Below are 22,214 nucleotides of genomic sequence, written 5' to 3' on the forward strand. Positions count from 1 at the left end.
GTTACAGCGCGCCCTTCGTGGAGGGGAGGATCCCGGCGGCGCGCACATCCCGCTCGGAGGCGTAGCGCAGGGCGCGGGCGAGGGCCTTGAACTGGCACTCGACGATGTGGTGGGCGTTTCGCCCGTACGGCACGTGGACGTGCAGGGCGATCTGCGCCTGGGCGACGAAGGACTCCAGGATGTGCCGGGTCATCGTCGTGTCGTAGGAGCCGATCATCGGCGCCATGTTCTCGGGCTCGGTGTGCACCAGGTAGGGGCGGCCGGAGAGGTCGACGGTGACCTGGGCGAGCGACTCGTCCAGCGGGACGGTGCAGTTGCCGAAGCGGTAGATGCCGACCTTGTCGCCGAGGGCCTGCTTGAAGGCGGCGCCGAGGGCGAGGGCGGTGTCCTCGATGGTGTGGTGCGAGTCGATGTGGAGGTCGCCGTCGGTCTTCACGGTCAGGTCGAACAGACCGTGCCGGCCGAGCTGGTCCAGCATGTGGTCGTAGAACCCGACCCCGGTCGACACGTCGACCTTGCCGGTGCCGTCGAGGTCGATCTCGACGACGACGGAGGTCTCCTTGGTGGTGCGCTCCACGCGGCCTACGCGGCTCATGCGTCCTGCTCCTTCTTCAACTCACGAACCGCGTCGAGGAACGCGTCGTTCTCTTCGGGGGTGCCCGCGGTGACCCGCAGCCAGCCCGGTACGCCGTTGTCCCGGACCAGGACGCCCCGGTCGAGGATCTTCCGCCAGGCCGCGTGGGAGCCCTCCGCTCCGGCGAAGCGGCCGAACTGGACGAAGTTGGCGTCGGAATCGGTGACCTCGTAGCCGAGGCCCCGCAGCTCGGTGACGAGGCGGTCGCGCTCGGCCTTGAGCTGCTCGACGTACCCGAGGAGGGTGTCGGTGTGCTCCAGGGCGGCGAGCGCGGTGGCCTGGGTGACGGCCGACAGGTGGTACGGCAGGCGCACCAGCTGGACGGCGTCGACGACGGCGGGGTGGGCGGCGAGGTAGCCCAGGCGCAGTCCGGCGGCGCCGAACGCCTTGGACATGGTCCGGGAGACCACCAGGTTCGGGCGGCCCTCGATGAGGGGCAGCAGCGAGGCGCGGTGGCTGAACTCGACGTACGCCTCGTCGACGACCACCAGCGAGGGCTTGGCGGCCTGCGCGGCCTCGTACAGCGCGAGCACCGTCTCGGCCTCGACCGCCGTCCCGGTGGGGTTGTTGGGCGAGGTGACGAAGACGACGTCCGGCGCGTGCTCGGCGATGGCCCGCTCGGCCGCCGCGAGGTCGATGGTGAAGTCCTCGTTGCGGGGGCCGGAGATCCAGCCGGTGCCGGTGCCGCGGGCGATCAGGGCGTGCATGGAGTACGAGGGCTCGAAGCCGATCGCGGTGCGGCCGGGTCCGCCGAAGGTCTGGAGCAGCTGCTGGAGCACCTCGTTGGAGCCGTTGGCGGCCCACACGTTGCCCATGGTGACGGGGTGCCCGCCGGTACGGGTGAGGTAGCGGGCGAGCTCGGTGCGCAGCTCGACGGCGTCCCGGTCGGGGTAGCGGTTGAGGCCGCGGGCGGCCTCGGCGACCCGCTCCGCGATCCGGGCCACCAGGGCCTCGGGCAGCGGGTACGGGTTCTCGTTGGTGTTCAGCTGGACGGGGACGTCGAGCTGGGGCGCGCCGTACGGGGACTTGCCCTTCAGCTCGTCGCGGACGGGGAGTTCGTCCCAGGGGGAACGGTCGGGGTCGCCGGCCTGGTCGTACGAGGTCACTTGCTCTCCGGCACCTTCCACCCGAACCGGGCCTTGATCGCCGCGCCGTGCGCGGGCAGGTCCTCCGCCTCCGCGAGGGTCACCACGTGGTGGGCGACCTCGGCGAGCGCGTCGCGCGTGTAGTCGACGATGTGCACGCCGCGCAGGAAGGACTGCACGGACAGCCCCGAGGAGTGGCAGGCGCAGCCGCCGGTGGGCAGCACGTGGTTGGAGCCTGCGCAGTAGTCGCCGAGGGAGACCGGCGCCCAGGGGCCGACGAAGATCGCGCCCGCGTTGCGGACCCGGTCGGCGACGGCGGCGGCGTCGGCGGTCTGGATCTCCAGGTGCTCGGCGCCGTAGGCGTCGACGACCCGCAGGCCGTCCGCCAGGTCCGCGACCAGGACGATCGCGGACTGGCGGCCGGCCAGCGCGGGGACGATCCGGTCGTCGACGTGCTTGGAGACGGCGACCTGGGCCTTGAGCTCGGCCTCGACGGCCTCGGCGAGCTCCGCGGAGGCGGTGACGAGGACGGAGGCGGCCATCGGGTCGTGCTCGGCCTGGCTGATCAGGTCGGCGGCGACGTGCACCGGGTCGGCGGTGGTGTCGGCGAGGACGGCGATCTCGGTGGGGCCGGCCTCGGCGTCGATGCCGATGCGGCCCTTGAGGAGGCGCTTGGCGGCGGCGACGTAGATGTTGCCGGGCCCGGTGACCAGGTTGACGGGGGCGCAGCCGGGCGCCTCGGGGGTGCCCTCGGTCCCGTACGCGAACATGGCGACGGCCTGGGCGCCGCCGGCGGCGTAGACCTCGTCGACGCCGAGCAGGGCGCAGGCGGCCAGGATCGTCGGGTGCGGCAGCCCGCCGAACTCGCGCTGGGGCGGCGAGGACACGGCGATGCCCTCGACCCCGGCCTCCTGGGCGGGGACGACGTTCATCACGACGGACGACGGGTACACCGAACGCCCGCCCGGCACGTACAGGCCGACGCGCTCGACGGGGATCCACTTCTCGGTGACGGTGCCGCCGGGCACGACCTGGGTGGTGTGGGTGGTGCGGCGCTGGGCGCGGTGGACCAGGCGGGCGCGCCGGACGGACTCCTCCAGGGCGGCGCGGACGGCCGGGTCGAGCTCGTCGAGGGCGCGGGTGAGCTCCTCGGCGGGCACGCGCAGGCTCTCGACGCGGACGCCGTCGAACTTCTCCCCGTAGTCGATCACCGCTGCGGCGCCATGATGCCGGACGTCCTCGCAGATGGGCCGCACCTTCTCCAGGGCGGCTTCCACGTCGAACTCGGCACGGGGCAGCAGGTCGCGCAGGGCGGCACCCTCGGGGAGGGCCGCGCCGCGCAGATCGATTCGAGAGATCACGGGTCAATTCTCGCAGACGGCCCAGAGCCCCGGACGCCCGTATCACTGGCTGATACGGGCCACTCTGGCGTCTTGTCGCCACTCCTGACCGTTAGCGTTCAGTCCGTCACTCAGCGGGAAGAACGGCTGTACGAATCCGGGAAACGGAGTCGTGGGAAGCGAGGGGGCGGCAGTGACCGAGCCGCGCGTGGACGACGGGGTGCCCGAGGGCCTGACCGGCCCGGAGCGCTACATGTGGCGGGCGTTCAGGATCGGCAAGGCATGTGATCTCAGGGAGGGGGTCGCGGAGCGGGACGACCCGTTCGACCGGCAGCGCGTCTGGGGCGCGGAGCGCAGCGTGCGGGCCGAGGTGGTGGCGCTGCTGCTGCTCGACGGACCGCAGGCCCGGTCCGGGCGTGTCGCGGCCCTGAAGCTGCGCGGCGCGCGGATCACGGGGGTGCTCAACCTGGCGGGCGGCACGATAGGCCCGTACGTGGAGCTGAACGGCTGCCGCTTCGACGGCGAGGTGGTGCTGCCGGAGGCCCACTTCGGGACGCTGCGGATCATCGAGTGCGCGATACCCCGCCTGGAGGCCGCCCGGCTGCACACGGCCGGCGACCTCCACCTGCCGCGCTGCCGGGTGGAGCGGGGCATCCGCCTGACGGACGCGCAGATCGGCACGGACCTGCTGATCAACCAGATCCGGGTGTGGCCGGACCGGCGCGGCCGGGCGATCACGGCGGACGGCCTGGCGGTCGCCCAGGACCTCCAGGCGGAGCTGATCGAGACGCACGGGGAGGTGAGCCTGCGCGGGGCGAAGGTCGGCGTGTCGCTGAGCCTGCGGGGCAGCGTGCTGCGCGGCGCCCAGCAGCGCCGCGCGCTGAACGCGCCGCAGCTCACGGTCGAGCGCACCCTCTATCTGAACGCCGCCTGGGTCTACGACGCCTCCGGCGACGCGACGGCGACCCCGCCGTACGGGGTGACCCCCTCCCAGGGCGCCCGCCGCAAACCGGTGGAGTGCCACGGCGGGGTGCGGCTCGACGACGGGCGGTTCGGCGACTCGCTGGACCTGCACTACGCCCGCTTCCTGCTGGACGGCGCGCGCCGCGAGGAGCTGTCGCTGCGCCGCATCGTCACCCCGGAGCTCCGCTTCAACGGCGAACGCCCGGAGGAGGGCAGGGTCGTCCTCAACGGGGCGAAGGTGGTGACCCTGATCGACCTCTCCACCAGCTGGCCGGGCCCCGGCGGCCTGGCGCTGAGCGGCTTCGTCTACGAGAACCTCGTGCCGTACGGGCACTTCCCGCTGAGCAGACGCCTGGAGTGGGTGGCGTCGGCGACCCCGGAGTACGCGCCGGAGCCGTACGAGCGGCTGGCGGCGGTGCTGCGCAACAGCGGGGAGGACGCCGACGCGCGGGTGGTGCTGCTCGCCAAGCAGCGCCGCCGCCGGGAGACCCTGCCCCTGGCGGGCAAGCTGTGGGGCTACGTCCAGGACCTCGCGGTGGCGTACGGCTACCGCCCGGGCCGGGCGCTGGTGTGGATGGCGGTGCTGTGGGCGGCGGGCGCCTACGCGTTCGCCCACTACGACCCGGTCCCCCTGAAACAGGGCGAGGCCCCCACGTGGAACGCCACCCTCTACGCCCTGGACGTGCTGCTCCCGGTGATCGACCTGGGCCAGGTCGGCTACTGGCGGATGGCGGGCTTCTGGCAGTGGGCGTCGACGGTGCTGATCCTGCTGGGCTGGGTGCTGGCGACCACGGTGGCGGCGGGCGCGTCCCGCCTCCTGAGACGCGGCTGAGAACCCACCCGCAACCCCCTCTTCCTTTACACACTCTTGACTGGCCCGGGGACAACCTTCCAGCCGCCACCAAGTCTTCACAGTCCCCCACTGGCGCGGCTCTCACCTGCGCTTTTCAATGTTTTGCACCATGTCATTGCTCCGCGCCCTGAGGGGCACCGCCCGGATGCTCCGGCACGCCCCGCGGCTGGCCGCCGGCCTCCCGCCGGACGATGACGTGCTGCTGGACGCGCCGGACACCCGGATGGCGCCGGCGCTGGTCGCCGCGGCCCTCGGCGACCCGGAACCGGCGGCGAAGCTCCTCGCCACCACCCGGGACGCGGCCGACTGGGAGGACCGCGACCGCTGCGTGACGCGCCTGAGCACCTTCGCGTACAGCAGGGACGCCTGGCTGCGGCACTGGCTCTCGGCCACCCCGGACGACCCGGACGCCCTCCTCGTGGCGGCCCAGCTCGCGGTGCGGCGCGCCTGGGAGTCGCCGGCCAGGGCGGAGCGGCTGCGTGAGCTGGACCCGCTGATCGACGCGGCGGCCGAGGCGGCGCCGCGGGACCCGGTGCCGTGGCGGCTGGCGCTGGACCACGCGCGGGGCGCGCACGCCGGGCACAGCCGCTTCGAGGCGCTGTGGGAGCAGGCCGTGCGCCGCGCCCCGCACCACTACGGCTGCCATGTGGCGGCCCTCAAGTACCTGTCGGCGCAGTGGTACGGCTCGCACCGGGAGTGCTTCGACTTCGCCGAGCAGGCGGCGGAGGACGCGCTGCCCGGCTCCCTGGTGCAGACCCTGCCGGTCCGGGCGGCCTTCGCCCAGCTCCTCGCGGGCCCGGACCACGGGGTGCCGGCCGGGCGGCTGGACGCGGCGGCGGACCGGGCGCTGGCCCGCTCCGCGGACGCGCCGTGGCCACCGGAGACCCGCAACCTCCTGGTGCGCGTCCTCGTGCACCGTTCCCGCTGGCACGAGGCCCTGGCGGAGTTCGCCCGGATCGGCACCCTGGCCACCTCGTTCCCCTGGAGCGCCCAGGCGGAGGACCCGCTGCGGGCCTTCCTGGAGGCCCGGAGCACCACGGTCCGGGAGGCCGCCCGCCGCACCCGGCTGCGCGAGGGCGCCCGGACAGGTAGTGACGGCCCGGACGCCCATTACGCTTGACCGCTGTGACCACAGCTCGCCTGCCCCTGTTCCCGCTCAACGCGGTGCTGTTCCCGGGCCTCGTGCTGCCCCTGAACGTCTTCGAGCAGCGTTATCGCGCCATGATGCGCGAGCTGCTGAAGACCGACGACTCCGAGCCGCGGCGCTTCGCGGTGGTGGCGATCCGGGACGGCCGGGAGGTCGCGCCGACGGCGCCGGGCCTGCCGGACCAGACCGCGCTGCCGGAGAAGGGCCCCACGGCCGGCTTCGGCCCCGACCCGATCCAGGCGTTCCACCGGGTGGGCTGCATCGCCGACGCGGCCCAGATCCGGGAGCGCCCGGACGGCGGCTTCGAGGTGATGGCCACGGGCACGACCCGGGTGAAGCTGCTGTCGGTGGACTCCGGAGGCCCGTTCCTGACCGCGGAGCTGGAGGAGATCCCGGAGGAGCAGGGCGACGAGGCCGAAGCCCTGGCCGAGGGCGTCCTGCGGGCCTTCAGGAACTACCAGAAGCGACTCGCGGGCGCCCGCGAGCGCTCCCTGACCACGACCGAACTGCCGGACGACCCGTCCGTCGTGTCGTACCTGGTCGCGGCCGCGGCCGTCCTGGACACCCCGTCGAAGCAGCGCCTGCTCCAGGCACCGGACACGGCGACGCGGCTGCGCGAGGAGCTGGCGCTGCTGCGCAAGGAGACGGCGGTCCTGCGCCACCTCCCGTCCCTGCCCGCGGTGGAGCTGACCCGCACCCCCACCAGCCCGAACTAGGACAGGTCATGGCCAAGAAAGAAAAGAAGCCAGGCGGCACCCCGGCAACGGTGGCACTGACGACGACAGGCACCCCGTTCACCCTGCACGCGTACGAGCACGACCCGGCGAGCCCGTCGTACGGCGAGGAGGCGGCGCGGGCCATGGGCGTGGAGCCGACCCGGGTGTTCAAGACCCTGGTGGCGGACGTGGACGGCGAGCTGACGGTGGCCGTGGTCCCCGTGGCGGGCCAGCTGGACCTGAAGGCGCTGGCGGCGGCGGTAGGGGGCAAGAAGGCCGCGATGGCGGACCCGGCGGCGGCCGAGCGCACGACGGGCTACGTACGGGGCGGCATCTCCCCCCTGGGCCAGCGCAAGCGCCTGCGCACGGTCCTGGACAGCTCGGCGGAGGAACACACGACCATCTGCGTCTCGGCGGGCCGCAGGGGCCTGGAAGTGGAACTGACCCCGCAGGCTCTGGCCCACCTGACCAGCGCGACCCTGGCCCCCATCGGCCGCAGCTGAAAGACGACGCGAGCGGGCGCCGTGGAGGGGGCCGCGTTCCGGACGTAAAGCGTGATTTGCGGCGCGGAACGCGGCCCCGAGCCATCAGGAGCTCCAGGCTCCGCGCCGTAAATCATGCAGTCCGGAACGCGGCCCCCTCCACGGCGCCCGCGCCGCCCCCGCGCACCGCCTCAGACGGTGGGCAACGGCGGCCAGCCCTCGTCCTCGGGCTCAGGGTCACGGACCCCGAAGAGCGCGGTCAGCCCGAGGTGCACGATCATCGCGGCGATGGGCCAGGCGAGCATGGCGGCGGCGGCCATGTTGAGCTCCAGGGGCGCCTGGAAGTCGACGTTGGGCCCGACGGCCTTGGCGTGGGCGACGACGTCCCGCTCGGGCCCGAGGGAGATCCCCACCCACCAGGCGAGCAGCGACCCGAGCACACCGCCCACGGCGAGCCCGAGCACCAGCGCGACCCCACCGTGCCGGTGCACGAGGAAGACGACGAGGGCGGCGACGGCGCCGAAGCCGAGCGCGAGGAGCACGAAGGTCCCGTCGATCCCGATCGCGGCCTCCCCCTCGCTGTTGCGCAGGAAGACGGCCTTGCCGTCCGAGATGAGGGTGACGCGCGGGGCGAGCCACAGCCAGAGCAGCCCGAGCAGGGCACCGACGACGCCGGAGACGACGGCCACGACGGCGGCCTGCCGCAGTTCGGTCGCGGTGCTGGGGGCGCCGTCCGGAGCGGCGTCCGCGGGGTAGGGCGCGGGCCACTGGGAGTCGTGCGGCGGCTGGTGGGGCGGCGTCAGAGGTGCGGTCACCCCGCCATCGTGCCAGGTGTGGCTGTGGGCCGCCTCAGCGGACCGCCGCCCGCCGGTAGGCCCAGGTGGCGACGGCCAGCGACAGCACCCCGACGGCACCGCAGATGCCGAGATCGAGACAGACGGCCGCCCAGTCGGGCCGCGAGTCGAAGGTCCGGGCGAGCGCCTCGACACCGTACGTGGAGGGCAGCAGGTCCCGCGCCCAGCCGATGGGCCCGGGCAGCCGCTCGGCGGGCAGCACCCCGAGCAGCAGCGCGGCGGACATGCCGAGCTGCCCGAGCAGGGTGGCGAGCTCCGGCCGCGGCGCGAGCAGCCCGAGCGCGGCGCCGAGCCCGGCGAGGGCGGCGCCGGAGAGCGGCACGACGGCGGCGAGGATCCACAGGTTCCCGAGCGGCAGCCCGAAGAGCACGGATCCGGCGACGGCGGTGACGACGGTGCCGGGCACGGTGAAGGAGGCGTACGCCCCGGCGGCGCCGAGCACGACGGCGGCGGGCGGCACGGGCAGGGTGGCGTAGTGGTCGAGCCCGCCGCCGGCCCGGAGCTGCCCGAAGTACTGGGCGAGCAGGTTGAGCGCGACGAAGGCGACGACGAGCACGGCGGACCCGGCGACGACGGCCCGCGCCTCGGAGCCCCCGTCGACGACCCCCCGCATCAGGACCATGATCCCGACGGACTGGAAGGTGGCGACGAAGAGCAGCGGGATCCGGGAGACCCGGGCGCGCGAGAGCTGCGCGCGGTAGACGGCGGCGAGGGAGGGCCACAGTCTGGCGCGGGGCGCGAGGGGCGCGGCGTCGTGGTCCTCGGCGTCCCGGGCGGGCTCGTGGCCGAGGGCGGCGGCGGGCAGGACCTCCGCGGGCAGGGTGCTCAACTCGTACGGCTCCTGACATGCGACACGGGCGTCACGCCTTCACCAGTCCCCGGTTCTCGCCGCCGAGCGCGAGGTACACGTCCTCCAGGCTCGGCGTGGCCAGCGTGAAGTCGTCGAGGGCGGCGAAGGCGGCGCCGCCGGTGACGGCGGCGACCGCCGCGCGGGCCTCGTCGGGGGCGAGCCGCAGCGTCCAGCGCCGCCCGGTCTCCTGGGCGGCGGGGCGCAGCGCGGCGACCTCGGGGAGGTCGAGGGGCGCCCGCTCGCGCCAGACGAGGTCGACGCGGACCTCCCCGGCGACGCGCTCCTTGAGCCCGGCGGGGGTGTCGCAGGCGATGACCCGGCCGCGGTCGATGACGGCGACGCGGTCGAGGACGGTCTCGGCCTCGATGACGTTGTGGGTGACGAGCAGCACGGTGGCGCCGCGTTCGGCGCGCCGCCGGTCGACGGCGGCCCAGACGGCCCGGCGGGCGACGGGGTCCATGCCGGTGGTGGGCTCGTCGAGGACGAGGACGGGCCGTTCGCCGACGAGGGCGGCGGCGACGCAGGCGAGCCGGCGCTGTCCGCCGGAGAGCTTCTTGAGGGGGCGCCCGGCGATCTCGGCGAGTCCGAGTTCGTCGAGTACGGCGTCGCGCTCGGCGCGGGCCGCGCGGGCGTCGAGTCCGCGCAGCCGCGCGGTGGTCTCGGCGGCGAGGGCGACGGTGAGCTCGTCGAGCGCGGTGGACTCCTGGCCGAGGTGGGCGAGGAGGCGGGAGGCGCGCTCGGGGTGGCGTACGAGGTCGTGGCCGAGCATCCGGACGGTGCCGGAGTCGGGGCGCATGAGTCCGGTGAGCTGGCGGACGAGGGTGGACTTGCCGGCGCCGTTGGGTCCGAGCAGCCCGAAGATCTCACCGCCGGCCACGTCGAGGCTGATCCCGTCGGTGGCCCGGACCTCGGGGGTCGCGGGGGCTCCGCGTCTGCCGCGCGTGGCGGGGTACGTCTTGACCAGATCCCGCACCACGCACACCGTACTCACGAGGGATGAGCCTACGGGGTCCCCCGGCTCTCCTCGGGCGCGGGGGCGTGTTGGGCGGCGGCGTGGACGTCGATCTCGCGCCAGAACCCCGCCCGGATGGCGTAGCGGTCGTGCTCGTCGATCTGGTCGTCCTTGTGGGCGAGGAGCCCGAAGCGTGCGGCGTAGCGGAGGAGTTCCCCGTCGATGCGGTGCGGGATGCGCGGGTACATGACGGCGAGCTTCTGGACGTGGCCGGGTTCGGGGAGCCGGTCGAGCCAGCGGCGGGCGAAGACCTGGCCGACCTCGTAGGGGTCGCCGCCGACGGTGGTGATGTCCTCCTCGCGGTCGGCCCAGCGCTGCTCGGCGCTGGTGAGCTGGGCGAGGGTGGGCAGGACGGCGGTCTCGGCGGGTTCGCCGAGGGGGGCGGCGGGGCGGTCGATCCAGCCCTTGTCGGAGGACCAGCGGAGGGTGGCGCCGTTGGCCCCGTTGGCGCCGTTGGCCCCGTTGGCCCCGTTGACGTGGGGGGCGGCGGGCGCGGCGGGCCCGCGCAGGGCGGCGAGGTCCTTGGGCGTGGGGACGGTCTTGGCGGAGGCGGGCGCGGGGATGGCGGACCCGTTGACGCCGTCGGCGCCGACGGTGTCCGCTCCGGCGGGCCCGCCCGCGTCGGCGCGGGCGGGGTCGGCGCGGGCGGGGTCGTGGCCGACGGCGGCCGCGGCGGCGGCCCGTTCGGCGGAGGCGGCGAGGGCGGATTCGGGCAGCGGCGCGGAGAGGATGGCGGCGATCTCGGGGCGGGGCGCGGGCGGCGGGGCGCAGAGCCCGCTGAGGTCGCGGGCGCGGACGGCCCGGGTGATCCAGGCCCGGTCGAGGACGCTGCGCTCGTCGGCCTCGGCGACGAGGTCCTCGGACTGGTTGTAGTCGCCGTCGGCTGCCTGGACGGCCCAGAGGTGGACGGCGACGCCGTGTTCCTTGGCGGACATGAGGCCGGGGAGGAGGTCGCCGTCGCCGGTGACGAGCACGATGTCGGAGCAGGCGCGGTTGCGGGCGAGCTCGGTGAGCTCGGTGTGCATGGCGGCGTCGACGCCCTTCTGGGCCCAGCGCCCGTCGCTGCGGGTGAGGGCGCCGAGCCGGACGGTGACCCGGGGCATCACGCGGAGCCTGCGGTGCTCGGGCTGGGGCACCCGGTCGGGCGCGCCGTCGAACCAGTAGATCCGCAGCAGCGGCTGCGCGGTGTCGGCCTCGGCGCGCTCGCGGAGCTGCCGGATCAGCGCGGCGTGGTCGACGGTGATCCGTGAGCGGGCGGGCTCCCCGGCGAGGAGGCTGGCGGCGGCGCCCAGCAGATAGCCGGCGTCCACCAGGACGACGCAGCGGTCCACGTGTTCCACCCTCTTTCGGGAACCTCGGGATCGGAAGTGCTCCAGGTTGCTCCGAGTCTGCCCGACGGCGCCGATGGAGAGGTCCGGAACTGGATCATCGGCGTGGCGGATCTCACTCAGGGGCCCCGATTACGGTCCGTAATGATCCAAAATGCGGTGCTTCACGCCCTATGTGAGTCTGACAGCGGCCCCGGCCCACACCCCCCTTGAGGAGGCATCACCCCATGGCCAAGAACCGAAAGCAGGACCGCAGTCAGCAGCAGCGCGGCTCGCAGGCCGAGCGCGGCCGGCAGCAGGCGCAGGCGTCCGCGATGGAGTCCCAGGCCGAGCAGCGCGCCACCCAGGTCACGCCGGGCGACATGGCGCGCAAGGGCCGCCAGAAGCGCTTCGGGCACAACTGACGGAAGCACGGCAAAGGGGCGCGCCCGTGACGACGGGCGCGCCCCTTGCGCGTGGGTGGAGGTCCTATCCGGCCAGGCAGGCCGGCCCGAGCAGCACCTTCAGATCGCCGAACAGCGCCGGATCGGGCTGCACCCGGTGCCGGTCGAGCCGGAGCACGGTGGTGGAGCGGGGTCCCTGGAGCCTGATGCGGACCTCGGTGTTGCCCCGGTGGTGCTTGAGGATCTCGCCGAGCCTGCTGACCATCGGCGGGGTGACCTTGACGGTGGGGATGGTGAGGATCACCGGGGCGTTGGTCCCGGCGTTGGAGAGGTCGGGGACCATGAGCTCCATGGCGACCAGCCGCGGGATGTCCTCGCGCTTGTCGAGCCGCCCCTTGACGAAGACGACGGTGTCCTCGACGAGCTGGGTGGAGACCAGCTGGTAGGTGGCGGGGAAGAACATGCACTCGATGGAGCCGGCCAGGTCCTCGACGGTGGCGATGGCCCAGGCGTTGCCCTGCTTGGTCATCTTGCGCTGGAGGCCGGAGATGATGCCGCCGATGGTGACGACGGCGCCGTCGGCGTGCTCGCCGCCGGTGAGCTGGGAGATGCCGGCGTCGGTCTTGTCGGAGAGCACGTGCTCCAGGCCGAAGAGCGGGTGGTCGGAGACGTACAGGCCGAGCATCTCGCGCTCCTGGGCGAGCAGGTACGCCTTCTCCCACTCGACGTCGGAGAACTCGACGTCGAGGCCGAAGCCGGGCTCGTCGCTGTCCTCCTCGCCCATGCCGCCGAAGAGGTCGAACTGTCCCTCGGCCTCCTTGCGCTTGACGGCGACCACGGTGTCGATCATGGGCTCGTGCTGGGCGACCAGGCCCTTGCGGGTGTGGCCCATGGTGTCGAAGGCACCGGCCTTGATCAGCGACTCGACGGTCCGCTTGTTGCAGACGACGGCCTCGACCTTGTCGAGGAAGTCGGGGAAGGAGGAGTACTTCCCCTTGCTCTTGCGCGTCTTGATGATCGACTCGACGACGTTGGAGCCGACGTTGCGGACGGCGGTGAGGCCGAAGAGGATCACGTCGTCGCCCTGGGCGGCGAAGTTCGACTCGGACTCGTTGACGTTCGGCGGGAGCACCTTGATGCCCATGCGGCGGCACTCGTTCAGGTAGACGGCGGACTTGTCCTTGTCGTCCTTGACCGAGGTGAGCAGGCCCGCCATGTACTCGGCGGGGAAGTTCGCCTTGAGGTAGGCGGTCCAGTAGGAGACCAGTCCGTACGCGGCGGAGTGCGCCTTGTTGAAGGCGTAGCCGGCGAAGGGGACCAGCACGTCCCAGAGGGCCTGGATGGCCGCGTCGCTGTAGCCGTTCTTCTGGGCGCCGGCCTGGAAGATGGTGAAGTTCTTGGCCAGCTCGTCGGGCTTCTTCTTGCCCATGACGCGGCGGAGGATGTCGGCCTCGCCGAGCGAGTAGCCGGCGATGATCTGGGCGGCCTTCTGGACCTGCTCCTGGTAGACGATGAGGCCGTAGGTGACCGCGAGCACCTCTTCGAGCGGCTGCTCCAGCTCGGGGTGGATCGGGGTGATCTCCTGCTGCTTGTTCTTGCGCAGGGCGTAGTTCGTGTGCGAGTTCATGCCCATCGGGCCCGGGCGGTAGAGCGCGGACACGGCGGAGATGTCTTCGAAGTTGTCGGGCTTCATCAGGCGCAGCAGGGACCGCATGGGTCCGCCGTCGAACTGGAAGACGCCGAGGGTGTCGCCGCGCTGGAGCAGCTCGAAGGTCTTGGGGTCGTCGAGCGGGAGGGCCAGGAGGTCGAGGTCGATCCCCTTGTTGGCCTTCACCATCTTGACGGCGTCGTCCATGATCGTGAGGTTGCGCAGGCCGAGGAAGTCCATCTTCAGCAGGCCGAGCGACTCGCACTGCGGGTAGTCCCACTGCGTGATGGTGACGCCGTCGGTGTGCCGGACCCAGATCGGGGCGTGGTCGACGATGGGCTCGCTGGACATGATCACGCCGGCGGCGTGCACACCCATCTGGCGGACCAGGCCCTCGACGCCCTTGGCGGTGTCGATGACCTTCTTGACGTCCGGCTCGTTCTCGTACATCCCGCGGATCTCGCCGGCCTCGCTGTAGCGCGGGTGCGAGGGGTTGGTGATGCCGTCGAGGTCGATGCCCTTGCCGAGGACGTCGGCGGGCATGGCCTTGGTGAGCCGGTCGCCCATGGCGTACGGGTAGCCGAGGACGCGGGCGGAGTCCTTGATCGCGTTCTTGGCCTTGATCTTGCCGTAGGTGCCGATCATGGCGACCTTGTCGGCGCCGTACTTCTCGGTCACGTACCGGATCACCTCGACGCGCCGGCGCTCGTCGAAGTCGATGTCGACATCGGGCATCGAGATGCGCTCGGGGTTGAGGAAGCGCTCGAAGATCAGGCCGTGCGGGATGGGGTCGAGGTCGGTGATGCCCATGGCGTACGCGACGATCGAGCCGGCCGCGGAGCCTCGGCCGGGGCCGACCGCGATGCCCTGGCTCTTGGCCCACATGATGAAGTCGGCGACGACGAGGAAGTAGCCCGGGAAGCCCATCGAGATGATCGTGTCCATCTCGTACTCGACCTGCTTCATGCGGTCCTCGGGGATGCCGCCGGGGAAGCGCCGCTCCATGCCCTTCATGGTCTCCGCGCGGAACCAGGTGACCTCGGTGTAGCCCTCCGGGATGTCGAACTTCGGCATGAGGTTCTTGGCCTCGAACATGCCGGTGGTGTCGATCTGCTCGGCGACCAGGAGGGTGTTGCGGCAGCCCTCCTGCCAGGCGTCGGAGGAGTCGACGGCGTACATCTCGTCCGTGGACTTCAGGTAGTAGCCGGTGCCGTCGAACTTGAAGCGGTCCGGGTCCGAGAGGTTCTTGCCGGTCTGGATGCACAGCAGGGCGTCGTGGGCGGTGGCCTCGTGCGCGTACGTGTAGTGCGAGTCGTTGGTGACCAGCGGCGGGATGCCGAGCTTCTTGCCGATCTCCAGGAGCCCGTCGCGGACCCGGCGCTCGATCTCGATGCCGTGGTCCATGAGCTCCAGGAAATACCGGTCCTTGCCGAAGATGTCCTGGTACTCGGAGGCGGCCTTCAGTGCCTCGTCGAACTGGCCGAGGCGGAGCCTGGTCTGGAGCTCGCCGGAGGGGCAGCCGGTGGAGGCGATGAGGCCCTCGGACCACTGGGAGATGGTCTCCTTGTCCATCCGGGGCCACTTCTGGAGCCAGCCCTCGGCGTACGCGTCGGAGGACAGCCGGAAGAGGTTGTGCAGTCCGGTGGCGTTCGCCGCCCAGATGGTCTTGTGGGTGTAGCCGCCGGAGCCGGAGACGTCGTCCCGCTTCTGGTGCGGCTGGCCCCACTGGATCTTCCGCTTGTTGCGCCGGGACTCCGGGGCGACGTACGCCTCGATGCCGATGATCGGCGTGACGCCGGCCTTCTTGGCGCTGTGGAAGAAGTCGTAGGCCCCGTGCAGGTTGCCGTGGTCGGACATGGCGATATGGGTCATGCCCATCTCGTTGCACGCGTTGAACATGTCCTTCAGCCGCGCGGCACCGTCCAGCAGGGAGTACTGGGTGTGGACGTGGAGGTGCGTGAAGGGCGGCTTGGTCACGGTGGGATGCCTCCGATGAATTCCTGGGGGGACAGCGTGGAAGTCTACGTCGGCCGACTGACAGACGGCGGGCACTCGGCGGTACGGTCACGCGTTGGAAGACCGGGAACACCTGTCCCAATTGTCATGAACAGTCGTGCACCAGGAGGCACCCTCGATGTCGGTCACCCAGCCCACCGCGGCCGAGCGCGGTGAGCAGATCCTCGCCGTCTTCGACACCGCCTTCGGCGAGCTGCTCGCCGCCGACCCCGCCGCCTTCAAGGTCAAGTTCCGCAAGATGGCCGGCTCCGCTTTCGCCTTCTACCGGGGCACCGCCTGCCTCTTCTACCAGGACCTGGAGCACGAGGCGCACGACGGGCACGACGGCCCGTACCTGGACGAGCGGACCGCCCGGGTGTGGATCCACGGCGATCTGCACGCGGAGAACTTCGGCACGTACATGGACGCCAACGGGCGCCTGATCTTCAACGTCAACGACTTCGACGAGGCGTACGTCGGCCCCTTCACCTGGGACCTCAAGCGGCTCGCGGCCTCCCTGGCGCTGCTGGGCTACCAGAAGGCGCTGGGCGACGAGCAGATCAGCGAGCTGGTCCGGATCTGCGCCGCCGCCTACCGGGAGCGGATCCACGCGCTGGCGACCGGGGGCAAGGACGACGACCTCCCGCCCTTCACCCTGGACACGGCCGACGGCGCGCTGCTGGACGCGCTGCGCGACGCGCGCGGGATGACCCGGTTCGGGCTGCTGGACTCGATGACCGAGATCCGCGAGTACGAGCGCCGGTTCTCGGCCGGCGGCGGCGCGATCGAGCTGGACGCGGCCACCCGCTACAAGGTGCTGGCCGCCTTCGACGGCTATCTGGAGACCCTGCCGGAGGCGAGCCTGGTCCGCCCGGACTCGTACCGGGTGAAGGACGTCGTGGGCCGCCGCGGCATCGGCATCGGCTCGGCCGGCCTCCCCTCGTACAACATCCTCCTGGAGGGCCACAGCGACGCCCTGGAGAACGACGTCGTGATCTACATGAAGCAGGGGCAGACGCCGGCCGTCTCGCGCCACGTGAAGGACGCGGCGGTACGGGACTACTTCCGGCACGAGGGCCACCGCACCGTGATCTCGCAGCGGGCGCTCCAGGCGCACGCCGACCCGTGGCTCGGCTGGACGGAGCTGGACGGGGCCGGGCAGCTCGTCGCCGAGGTCTCGCCGTACGCGGTGGACCTGGACTGGTCCGACATCGACGACCCGGAGGAGATCGCGGCGACCGTGGCCGACCTCGGGCGGGCCACGGCGGCCATGCACGCGGCGGCGGACGACCTCAGCGGGCAGTCGCTGGTGCCGTTCTCCACCGAGCGGGCCATCGACGCGGCCATCGCGGCCGACGAGGAGGGCTTCGCCGGGCTCCTGGTGGACTTCGCGCACACCTACGGGGCCAGGGCGCGGGCCGACCACCAGATCTTCGTGGACCTCTTCCGCAACGGGCGCATCCCGGGGCTGTAGGGGCGTCCGGGGCCGGCCCGGCGCTTTCACAGCTCGGGCTTAGGGACGCCTTACGGGCGGGCATGACACACTTTCCCGGCGATGGACATGGCAAGCACTCAGCTGAGAGCCCTGCGGGCGGCGATCTTCACGACCCTGGTCGTGACGCTGTCCGTGGCCTCGCACGTGCTGCTGTCCGGGGTGCCGCTGCCGCTCGGGACGGTCGTCCCGGTCGCCGCCGGCGTCTTCGCCGTCGCCTACGCGCTGGCCGGGCGGGAGCGGGGCCTCGGCCCGATCGCCGGGCTGCTCGTGCCGCTGGAGCTGGCCGCCGACACGCTGTTCACCAGCGGCCAGACCGCCTGTTACGGGCCCGCCGGCGGCCCGGTCTCCGGCGCGCTGCGCTCGGTGGGCTTCGACGCCCTGTGCGGCGGCGCCCTCGGCACCCCGCTGCCGGGTGTGGCGGCCCCGGGCGGCGGGACGGCGGCGGCGCTGCTGAGCTCCCCCGACCCGGCGGTGCCCTGGCTGCTGCTCGCCGCGCACGTGGCGGTCGGCCTCTCGGCGGCCTGCTGGCTGCGCGGCGGCGAGCGGGGGCTCGCCCGGCTGCTGCGCGCGGCCGAGGCGCTCGCCTTCCGGCCGCTGCGCCTGGTGGCGGCCTTCCTCCGCGCCGTGGGCACGGCCCCGCGGCGCGCCGGGCGTCCCGCGGACCGGCCGCGCCGGTCGCGGGCCCGGCTGCTCGTGCACTCCGTGGGACGGCGTGGACCGCCGCGCTCCGCGGGCCTCCGGCTCGGCCGCGCGCCGATGCCCGCCCTCGTCTGAGCCGGCACGCGCCCCTTCCCCCCTCCCCCCTTCTTTCTTTTCTTCCTTCTTCATGTCACGGAGATCACGATCATGAGCAAGCGCAACAGCCAGGCCAACAAGGCGGCGGCCCGCGAGCGGCTGCGCGAGGAGCGCGAGCGCCAGGCCAAGAAGGACAAGGCGCGCCGCCAGGTCGTCGTCGCGGTGTCGGCGGTCGCCGCCCTCGCCGTGGTCGGCGGCGTCAGCTACGCCATCGTCCAGGCCAACAAGCCCTCCGCGTGGGAGGCCGCCGCGGACGCGAAGAACATCACGGCGCCGAAGAACACCGAGGGCACGAACGGCACCACGGTCGTCATCGGCAAGCCCGAGGCCAAGAAGACCCTGGAGCTGTACGAGGACCCCCGCTGCCCGGTCTGCGCGACCTTCGAGCAGGGCGTGGGCGCGACGGTGGCCAAGGACGTCGCCGACGGCAAGTACAAGATCAAGTTCGTCGGCGCCACCTTCCTGGACAACTCCGACCAGGGCGAGGGCTCGAAGAACGCCCTGTCGGCGCTGGGCGCGGCGCTGAACGTGAGCGGGGACGCCTTCCTGAAGTACAAGGAGGCGCTGTACTCGACGAAGTTCCACCCGGAGGAGAGCCAGGACAAGTTCGCCAAGGACTCCCTCCTGCTGGAGATCGCGGACACGGTGCCGGCCCTGAAGGGCAACGCCGAGTTCAAGAAGAACGTCGAGAGCGGCACCTTCGACGCCTGGGCGATGAAGATGTCGAAGACCTTCGACGAGAGCGGGGTCCGGGGCACGCCGACGCTGAAGATGGACGGCAAGACCCTGACCGCCGAGGGCAGCGAGAACCCGCCGCTGACGGTGGACCAGTTCAACGCGGCGCTCACCAAGGTGATGAAGGGCTGACCCCGCCCCTCGCCGCGCCCGTCGCTCCTTCCGGCCCCCGGACCGCCCCGCCCCGCGCGGGCGGCCCGGGGGCCGCGGCGCTTCCGGGGCGCGCCGCCGCCCCGGGCGACGCCCCGCCGAAGAGTCGGCGAACTTTGCGCGCGGAGCTGCCACAACTCCTTACCGGCCGGTAATCTGACGGCCCGTGACCAGTCCTCACCTCATAGCCGCCCCCACCCGCCGCACCGTCGTGAAGGCCGCCGCCGTGACGGCCGTCGTGACCCCGGCCCTGGTGGCCACCGCCTCCCCCGCGCTCGCCGAACCGGCCGCGCCCGCCTTCCTGCACGGCGTCGCCTCGGGCGACCCGCTGCCCGACGGCGTCCTGCTCTGGACGCGCGTCACCCCCTCCCCCGACGCCGTGCCCGGCTCGGACCTCGGCCCCGACACCACCGTCGGCTGGGAGCTCGCCGAGGACCGCGGCTTCGCCCGGACCGTCGCGAGCGGCAGCACCCTGGCCTCCGCCGCCGCCGACCACACCGTGAAGGCGGACGTCCGGGGCCTGCGCCCGGGCACCGCCTACTACTTCCGCTTCACCGCGGGCGGGACCGTCTCGCCGACCGGCCGCACCCGCACCGCCCCCGCCGCCGACTCGGCAGGCCCCGGCGTCCGCTTCGGCGTGGTCTCCTGCGCCAACTGGGAGGCCGGCTACTTCTCCCCGTACCGCCACCTCGCCGCCCGCGCCGACCTGGACGCGGTGCTGCACCTCGGCGACTACATCTACGAGTACGGCACCGGCTCCTACCCGGAGGCGAAGTACGTCGTCCGCGCGCACGAGCCGGCCCACGAGATCGTCTCGCTCGCCGACTACCGCACCCGGCACGGGAAGTACAAGACGGACGCCGACCTCCAGGCGCTGCACGCGGCGCACCCGGTCGTGGCGATCTGGGACGACCACGAGTTCGCCAACGACGCGTGGTCGGGCGGGGCCGAGAACCACACCCCCGGCACCGAGGGCGACTGGGCGGCGCGGGTCGCGGCGGCCAAGCGGGCCTACTTCGAGTGGATGCCGGTGCGCGCCTCGACCGAGGGCACGGTCTTCCGCCGGCTGCGCTTCGGCAGGCTGGCCGACCTGCACCTGCTGGACCTGCGCTCCTTCCGCTCCCAGCAGGCGGGCACGGGCAGCGGCGCGGTGGACGACCCGGAGCGCTCGATCACCGGCCGGGCGCAGCTGGACTGGCTGAAGTCGGGCCTGTCGGCCTCGGACGCCGCCTGGCAGCTGGTCGGCACCTCGGTGATGATCTCGCCGGTGGCCTTCGGCTCGCTGCCGGCCCATCTGCTGGAGCCGCTGGCTGGTCTGCTCGGGCTGCCCAAGGAGGGCATCGCGGTCAACGTCGACCAGTGGGACGGCTACACGGACGACCGCAAGGAGCTGCTGCGGCACCTGCGGGACCGGTCCATCCGCAACACCGTCTTCCTCACCGGCGACATCCACATGGCCTGGGCGAACGACGTGCCGGTGACGGCGGCGACGTATCCGCTGTCGGCCTCGGCGGCGACGGAGTTCGTGGTGACCTCGGTGACCTCGGACAACCTGGACGACCTGCTGCACGTGGCGCCGGGCACGCTGTCGGTGGTGGCGGCGGGCGCGGTCAAGACCGCCAACCGGCACGTGAAGTGGGTGGACATGGACCACCACGGCTACGGGGTGCTCGACGTGACGGCGGAGCGCTCGCAGATGGACTACTACACGGTCTCGGACCGGGCGGACGTGAACGCGACGGCGTCCTGGGCCCGCTCGTACCGCACGCTGAGCGGAACGCAGCGCGTCGAGCGCGTGTACCAGCCGGTGCGCTGAGGCGTACGGGCGGGAGTCACGGGCCTCCGTGACGGCACTTTTCAGCCATGATCGGCCCTGTTAACGGGAGATCACATGGCTACGGCGGGTGGTGAGTCCGGACGTTCGAACCCGGACACACCACCCGCCTTCGCCGTCTCTTCTGTTACCCCCTTGTCTCAAACCCCATGGCAGACAGAAGTTTTTCTTCCCGATGACCCGCTTTGCCCCATGAATGATTGGGCTTGATCACTCCTCAACGGCGTCTGACATGCACGCGTAATCTCCCGGCCAGTGGCGAGGAAGCGCCTCCCCACCACCCCCCGCAAGGAGTCGCCGTGCGTGCTCTTGTCCGTATATCGCCGCGTATGTCACGTCGTATGCTCGGCACCGCCGTCATGGCCGGAACCCTGGCCCTGGCGCCCCTCTCCGCCCCCGCGGCCACCCCGGCCGGCACCACCGCCCTGGCCGCCGCCGAGAAGTGCGCGGACGACTCCGCCGCCCTGTCCGGCGCCCGCAAGGCCAAGGACCACGCCACCGAGGCCGAGCCCAACGAGGTCACCGCGGCCCAGGCCAAGGCCATGGACGACGACCTCAAGAAGAAGGTGAACGCCGCCCGCGCCGCCGGCCGGCTCTCCGCGGGCGCGAGCGCCGCCGCCGTGACGACGATCCCCGTGTACTTCCACGTCATCCACAGCGGCACCGCGGGCAAGCTCAGCGCGGCCGCCGTCAGCAACCAGATGGCCGTCCTCAACGCCGCCTACGCGGGGCAGGGCACCGGCAACGTGAACAGCGGCTTCCAGTTCACCCTGGCCGGCACCGACTACACGGACAACGCCACCTGGTACAACGTCTCCGACGGCACCCAGGCCGAGAAGGACATGAAGAACGCCCTGCGCAAGGGCGGCGCCAACGCGCTGAACGTCTACACCGCCAACCTCGGCGGCGGGCTGCTCGGCTGGGCCACCTTCCCGTCCTCGTACAAGGCCAGCCCCAAGATGGACGGCGTCGTCATCCTCGACGCCTCGCTCCCGGGCGGCTCCGCGGCCAACTACAACGAGGGCGACACCGCCACCCACGAGGTCGGCCACTGGATGGGGCTCTACCACACGTTCCAGGGCGGCTGCAACGGGAACGGCGACTACGTCAGCGACACCCCGGCCGAGAAGAGCGCGGCCTTCGAGTGCCCGACCGGCCGTGACACCTGCGCCAACAAGCCCGGCGTGGACCCGATCCACAACTTCATGGACTACACGTACGACTCCTGCATGTACCAGTTCACGTCGGGCCAGGTGACCCGCATGAACGACTCCTGGACCGCCTACCGCGCCTGACGGACCGTCCGGCCGGGCCTAGGTCCTCGGGGGAATCCCCCCGGGGGCCTACAGGCCGTCCAGGAACGCCAGCGCGACCTGCCAGGTCCGCTCCGCCGCCTCCGCGTCCCAGTCCGGCAGCTCCGGGTCGGTGTACAGGTGCCCGGCGCCCCGGTAGCGGTAGACCTCCACGTCCGCACCGGCCCGGCGCATCTGGAGGTACCAGGACGACAGCCAGTCGTCCGTCTCGAACGGGTCGGGCTCCGCCACGTGCAGCTGCACCGGCAGCTCGTCCACCGACGCCGACTCGGCCAGGTCCGAGGTGCCGTGGAGCAGCAGCAGCCCGCGCGCCTTCTCGTCGCCCAGCGCCAGCGTCTGCGCGACCGAGGCGCCGAACGAGAAGCCCATGTAGACCAGCCCGCGCTCCGAGTACGGCGCCGCCGCCAGGACCGCCCGCCGCAGCAGCTCGTCCTTCCCGATCTTGTCCCGCAGCGCCATGCCCTCCTCCACGGTGCCGGCGGCGGCGCCCTCGAAGAGGTCCGGCGTCCAGACCTGGTGCCCGGCGGCCCGCAGCCGCTCGGCCGCGGCCTCGACGGCGGGGCGCATCCCGTAGACCGAGTGGAAAAGCATGATGTCCATGC

General features: G+C 72.4%; 19 protein-coding genes. 10 read left to right on the plus strand and 9 right to left on the minus strand.

Features of this window, described 5'->3' with window-relative positions; genetic code table 11:
- Nucleotide 1: 1 nt before the first annotated feature.
- The 3 genes from hisB to hisD are packed head-to-tail and all read right to left on the minus strand — an operon-like array spanning nt 2 to nt 3,080.
- The gene (gene hisB / locus AB0C99_RS08245) at nt 2-595 is read right to left on the minus strand and encodes an imidazoleglycerol-phosphate dehydratase HisB (protein ID WP_030211590.1); all 594 of its coding nucleotides are present in this window, start codon (nt 593-595) and stop codon (nt 2-4) included.
- Nucleotides 592-1,740, minus strand: a complete 1,149-nt coding sequence (locus AB0C99_RS08250; RefSeq protein ID WP_362471132.1) for a histidinol-phosphate transaminase — start codon at nt 1,738-1,740, stop codon at nt 592-594. The genes hisB and AB0C99_RS08250 overlap by 4 nt, the downstream gene beginning before the upstream one ends.
- On the minus strand, nt 1,737-3,080 hold the full coding sequence (hisD, locus tag AB0C99_RS08255) for a histidinol dehydrogenase (protein ID WP_362471135.1): 1,344 nt from the start codon (nt 3,078-3,080) through the stop codon (nt 1,737-1,739). Before hisD ends, AB0C99_RS08250 begins: the two co-directional genes overlap by 4 nt.
- A 172-nt stretch (nt 3,081-3,252) precedes the next feature.
- Here hisD and AB0C99_RS08260 point away from each other — a divergent pair, with 172 nt between their 5' ends.
- From AB0C99_RS08260 to ybaK, 4 genes are all read left to right on the plus strand, one after another.
- The gene (locus AB0C99_RS08260; protein WP_362471138.1) at nt 3,253-4,854 is read left to right on the plus strand and encodes an oxidoreductase; all 1,602 of its coding nucleotides are present in this window, start codon (nt 3,253-3,255) and stop codon (nt 4,852-4,854) included.
- 118 nt (nt 4,855-4,972) lie between these two features.
- Nucleotides 4,973-5,995: a hypothetical protein gene (locus AB0C99_RS08265; RefSeq protein WP_362471140.1), complete on the plus strand. Its 1,023-nt coding sequence runs from the start codon at nt 4,973-4,975 to the stop codon at nt 5,993-5,995.
- Between the two features lie 5 nt (nt 5,996-6,000).
- Nucleotides 6,001-6,738: an LON peptidase substrate-binding domain-containing protein gene (locus tag AB0C99_RS08270; RefSeq protein ID WP_362471143.1), complete on the plus strand. Its 738-nt coding sequence runs from the start codon at nt 6,001-6,003 to the stop codon at nt 6,736-6,738.
- Nucleotides 6,739-6,746: 8 nt separating this feature from the next.
- On the plus strand, nt 6,747-7,241 hold the full coding sequence (ybaK, locus tag AB0C99_RS08275; RefSeq protein WP_362471146.1) for a Cys-tRNA(Pro) deacylase: 495 nt from the start codon (nt 6,747-6,749) through the stop codon (nt 7,239-7,241).
- A 170-nt stretch (nt 7,242-7,411) separates the two neighbouring features.
- On the opposite strand, the gene AB0C99_RS08280 is transcribed toward ybaK, so the two are convergent.
- From AB0C99_RS08280 to AB0C99_RS08295, 4 genes are read right to left on the minus strand one after another with little or no spacing between them, the layout of a single operon-like run.
- Entirely contained in the window at nt 7,412-8,035 is a 624-nt protein-coding gene (locus AB0C99_RS08280) for a DUF2567 domain-containing protein (protein ID WP_362471149.1), read from the minus strand.
- A gap of 34 nt (nt 8,036-8,069) precedes the next feature.
- Nucleotides 8,070-8,879, minus strand: coding sequence for an ABC transporter permease (locus tag AB0C99_RS08285; RefSeq protein WP_362471295.1), 810 nt, complete (start codon nt 8,877-8,879; stop codon nt 8,070-8,072).
- Nucleotides 8,880-8,934: 55 nt separating this feature from the next.
- Complete coding sequence (locus tag AB0C99_RS08290) at nt 8,935-9,906, minus strand: ABC transporter ATP-binding protein (RefSeq protein ID WP_362471298.1); 972 nt, start codon at nt 9,904-9,906, stop codon at nt 8,935-8,937.
- 20 nt (nt 9,907-9,926) lie between these two features.
- Nucleotides 9,927-11,276 carry an NYN domain-containing protein gene (locus AB0C99_RS08295; RefSeq protein WP_362471152.1) on the minus strand — a complete coding sequence of 450 codons (1,350 nt, stop codon included), beginning with the start codon at nt 11,274-11,276 and terminating at the stop codon, nt 9,927-9,929.
- A 215-nt stretch (nt 11,277-11,491) separates the two neighbouring features.
- On the opposite strand from AB0C99_RS08295, the gene AB0C99_RS08300 reads away from it, so the two are divergent.
- Nucleotides 11,492-11,668, plus strand: a complete 177-nt coding sequence (locus tag AB0C99_RS08300; protein ID WP_362471155.1) for a hypothetical protein — start codon at nt 11,492-11,494, stop codon at nt 11,666-11,668.
- 64 nt (nt 11,669-11,732) lie between these two features.
- On the opposite strand, the gene dnaE is transcribed toward AB0C99_RS08300, so the two are convergent.
- The gene (gene dnaE, locus AB0C99_RS08305; protein ID WP_362471157.1) at nt 11,733-15,272 is read right to left on the minus strand and encodes a DNA polymerase III subunit alpha; all 3,540 of its coding nucleotides are present in this window, start codon (nt 15,270-15,272) and stop codon (nt 11,733-11,735) included.
- 157 nt (nt 15,273-15,429) lie between these two features.
- Here dnaE and AB0C99_RS08310 point away from each other — a divergent pair, with 157 nt between their 5' ends.
- From AB0C99_RS08310 to AB0C99_RS08330, 5 genes are all read left to right on the plus strand, one after another.
- Complete coding sequence (locus AB0C99_RS08310; protein WP_362471159.1) at nt 15,430-16,764, plus strand: DUF2252 domain-containing protein; 1,335 nt, start codon at nt 15,430-15,432, stop codon at nt 16,762-16,764.
- 81 nt (nt 16,765-16,845) lie between these two features.
- Complete coding sequence (locus AB0C99_RS08315; protein ID WP_362471162.1) at nt 16,846-17,559, plus strand: hypothetical protein; 714 nt, start codon at nt 16,846-16,848, stop codon at nt 17,557-17,559.
- Between the two features lie 72 nt (nt 17,560-17,631).
- The gene (locus tag AB0C99_RS08320; protein WP_362471166.1) at nt 17,632-18,447 is read left to right on the plus strand and encodes a DsbA family protein; all 816 of its coding nucleotides are present in this window, start codon (nt 17,632-17,634) and stop codon (nt 18,445-18,447) included.
- Between the two features lie 184 nt (nt 18,448-18,631).
- On the plus strand, nt 18,632-20,281 hold the full coding sequence (locus tag AB0C99_RS08325) for an alkaline phosphatase D family protein (RefSeq protein ID WP_362471169.1): 1,650 nt from the start codon (nt 18,632-18,634) through the stop codon (nt 20,279-20,281).
- Nucleotides 20,282-20,628: 347 nt separating this feature from the next.
- A complete protein-coding gene (locus AB0C99_RS08330; protein WP_362471172.1) occupies nt 20,629-21,594 on the plus strand; it encodes a zinc metalloprotease in 966 nt (321 codons plus the stop codon).
- A 48-nt stretch (nt 21,595-21,642) separates the two neighbouring features.
- On the opposite strand, the gene AB0C99_RS08335 is transcribed toward AB0C99_RS08330, so the two are convergent.
- Nucleotides 21,643-22,212, minus strand: a complete 570-nt coding sequence (locus AB0C99_RS08335) for a dienelactone hydrolase family protein (RefSeq protein ID WP_362471175.1) — start codon at nt 22,210-22,212, stop codon at nt 21,643-21,645.
- Nucleotides 22,213-22,214: the final 2 nt, after the last annotated feature.

Source organism: Streptomyces sp. NPDC048659 (genome assembly GCF_040650575.1).
Lineage (GTDB): Bacteria > Actinomycetota > Actinomycetes > Streptomycetales > Streptomycetaceae > Streptomyces.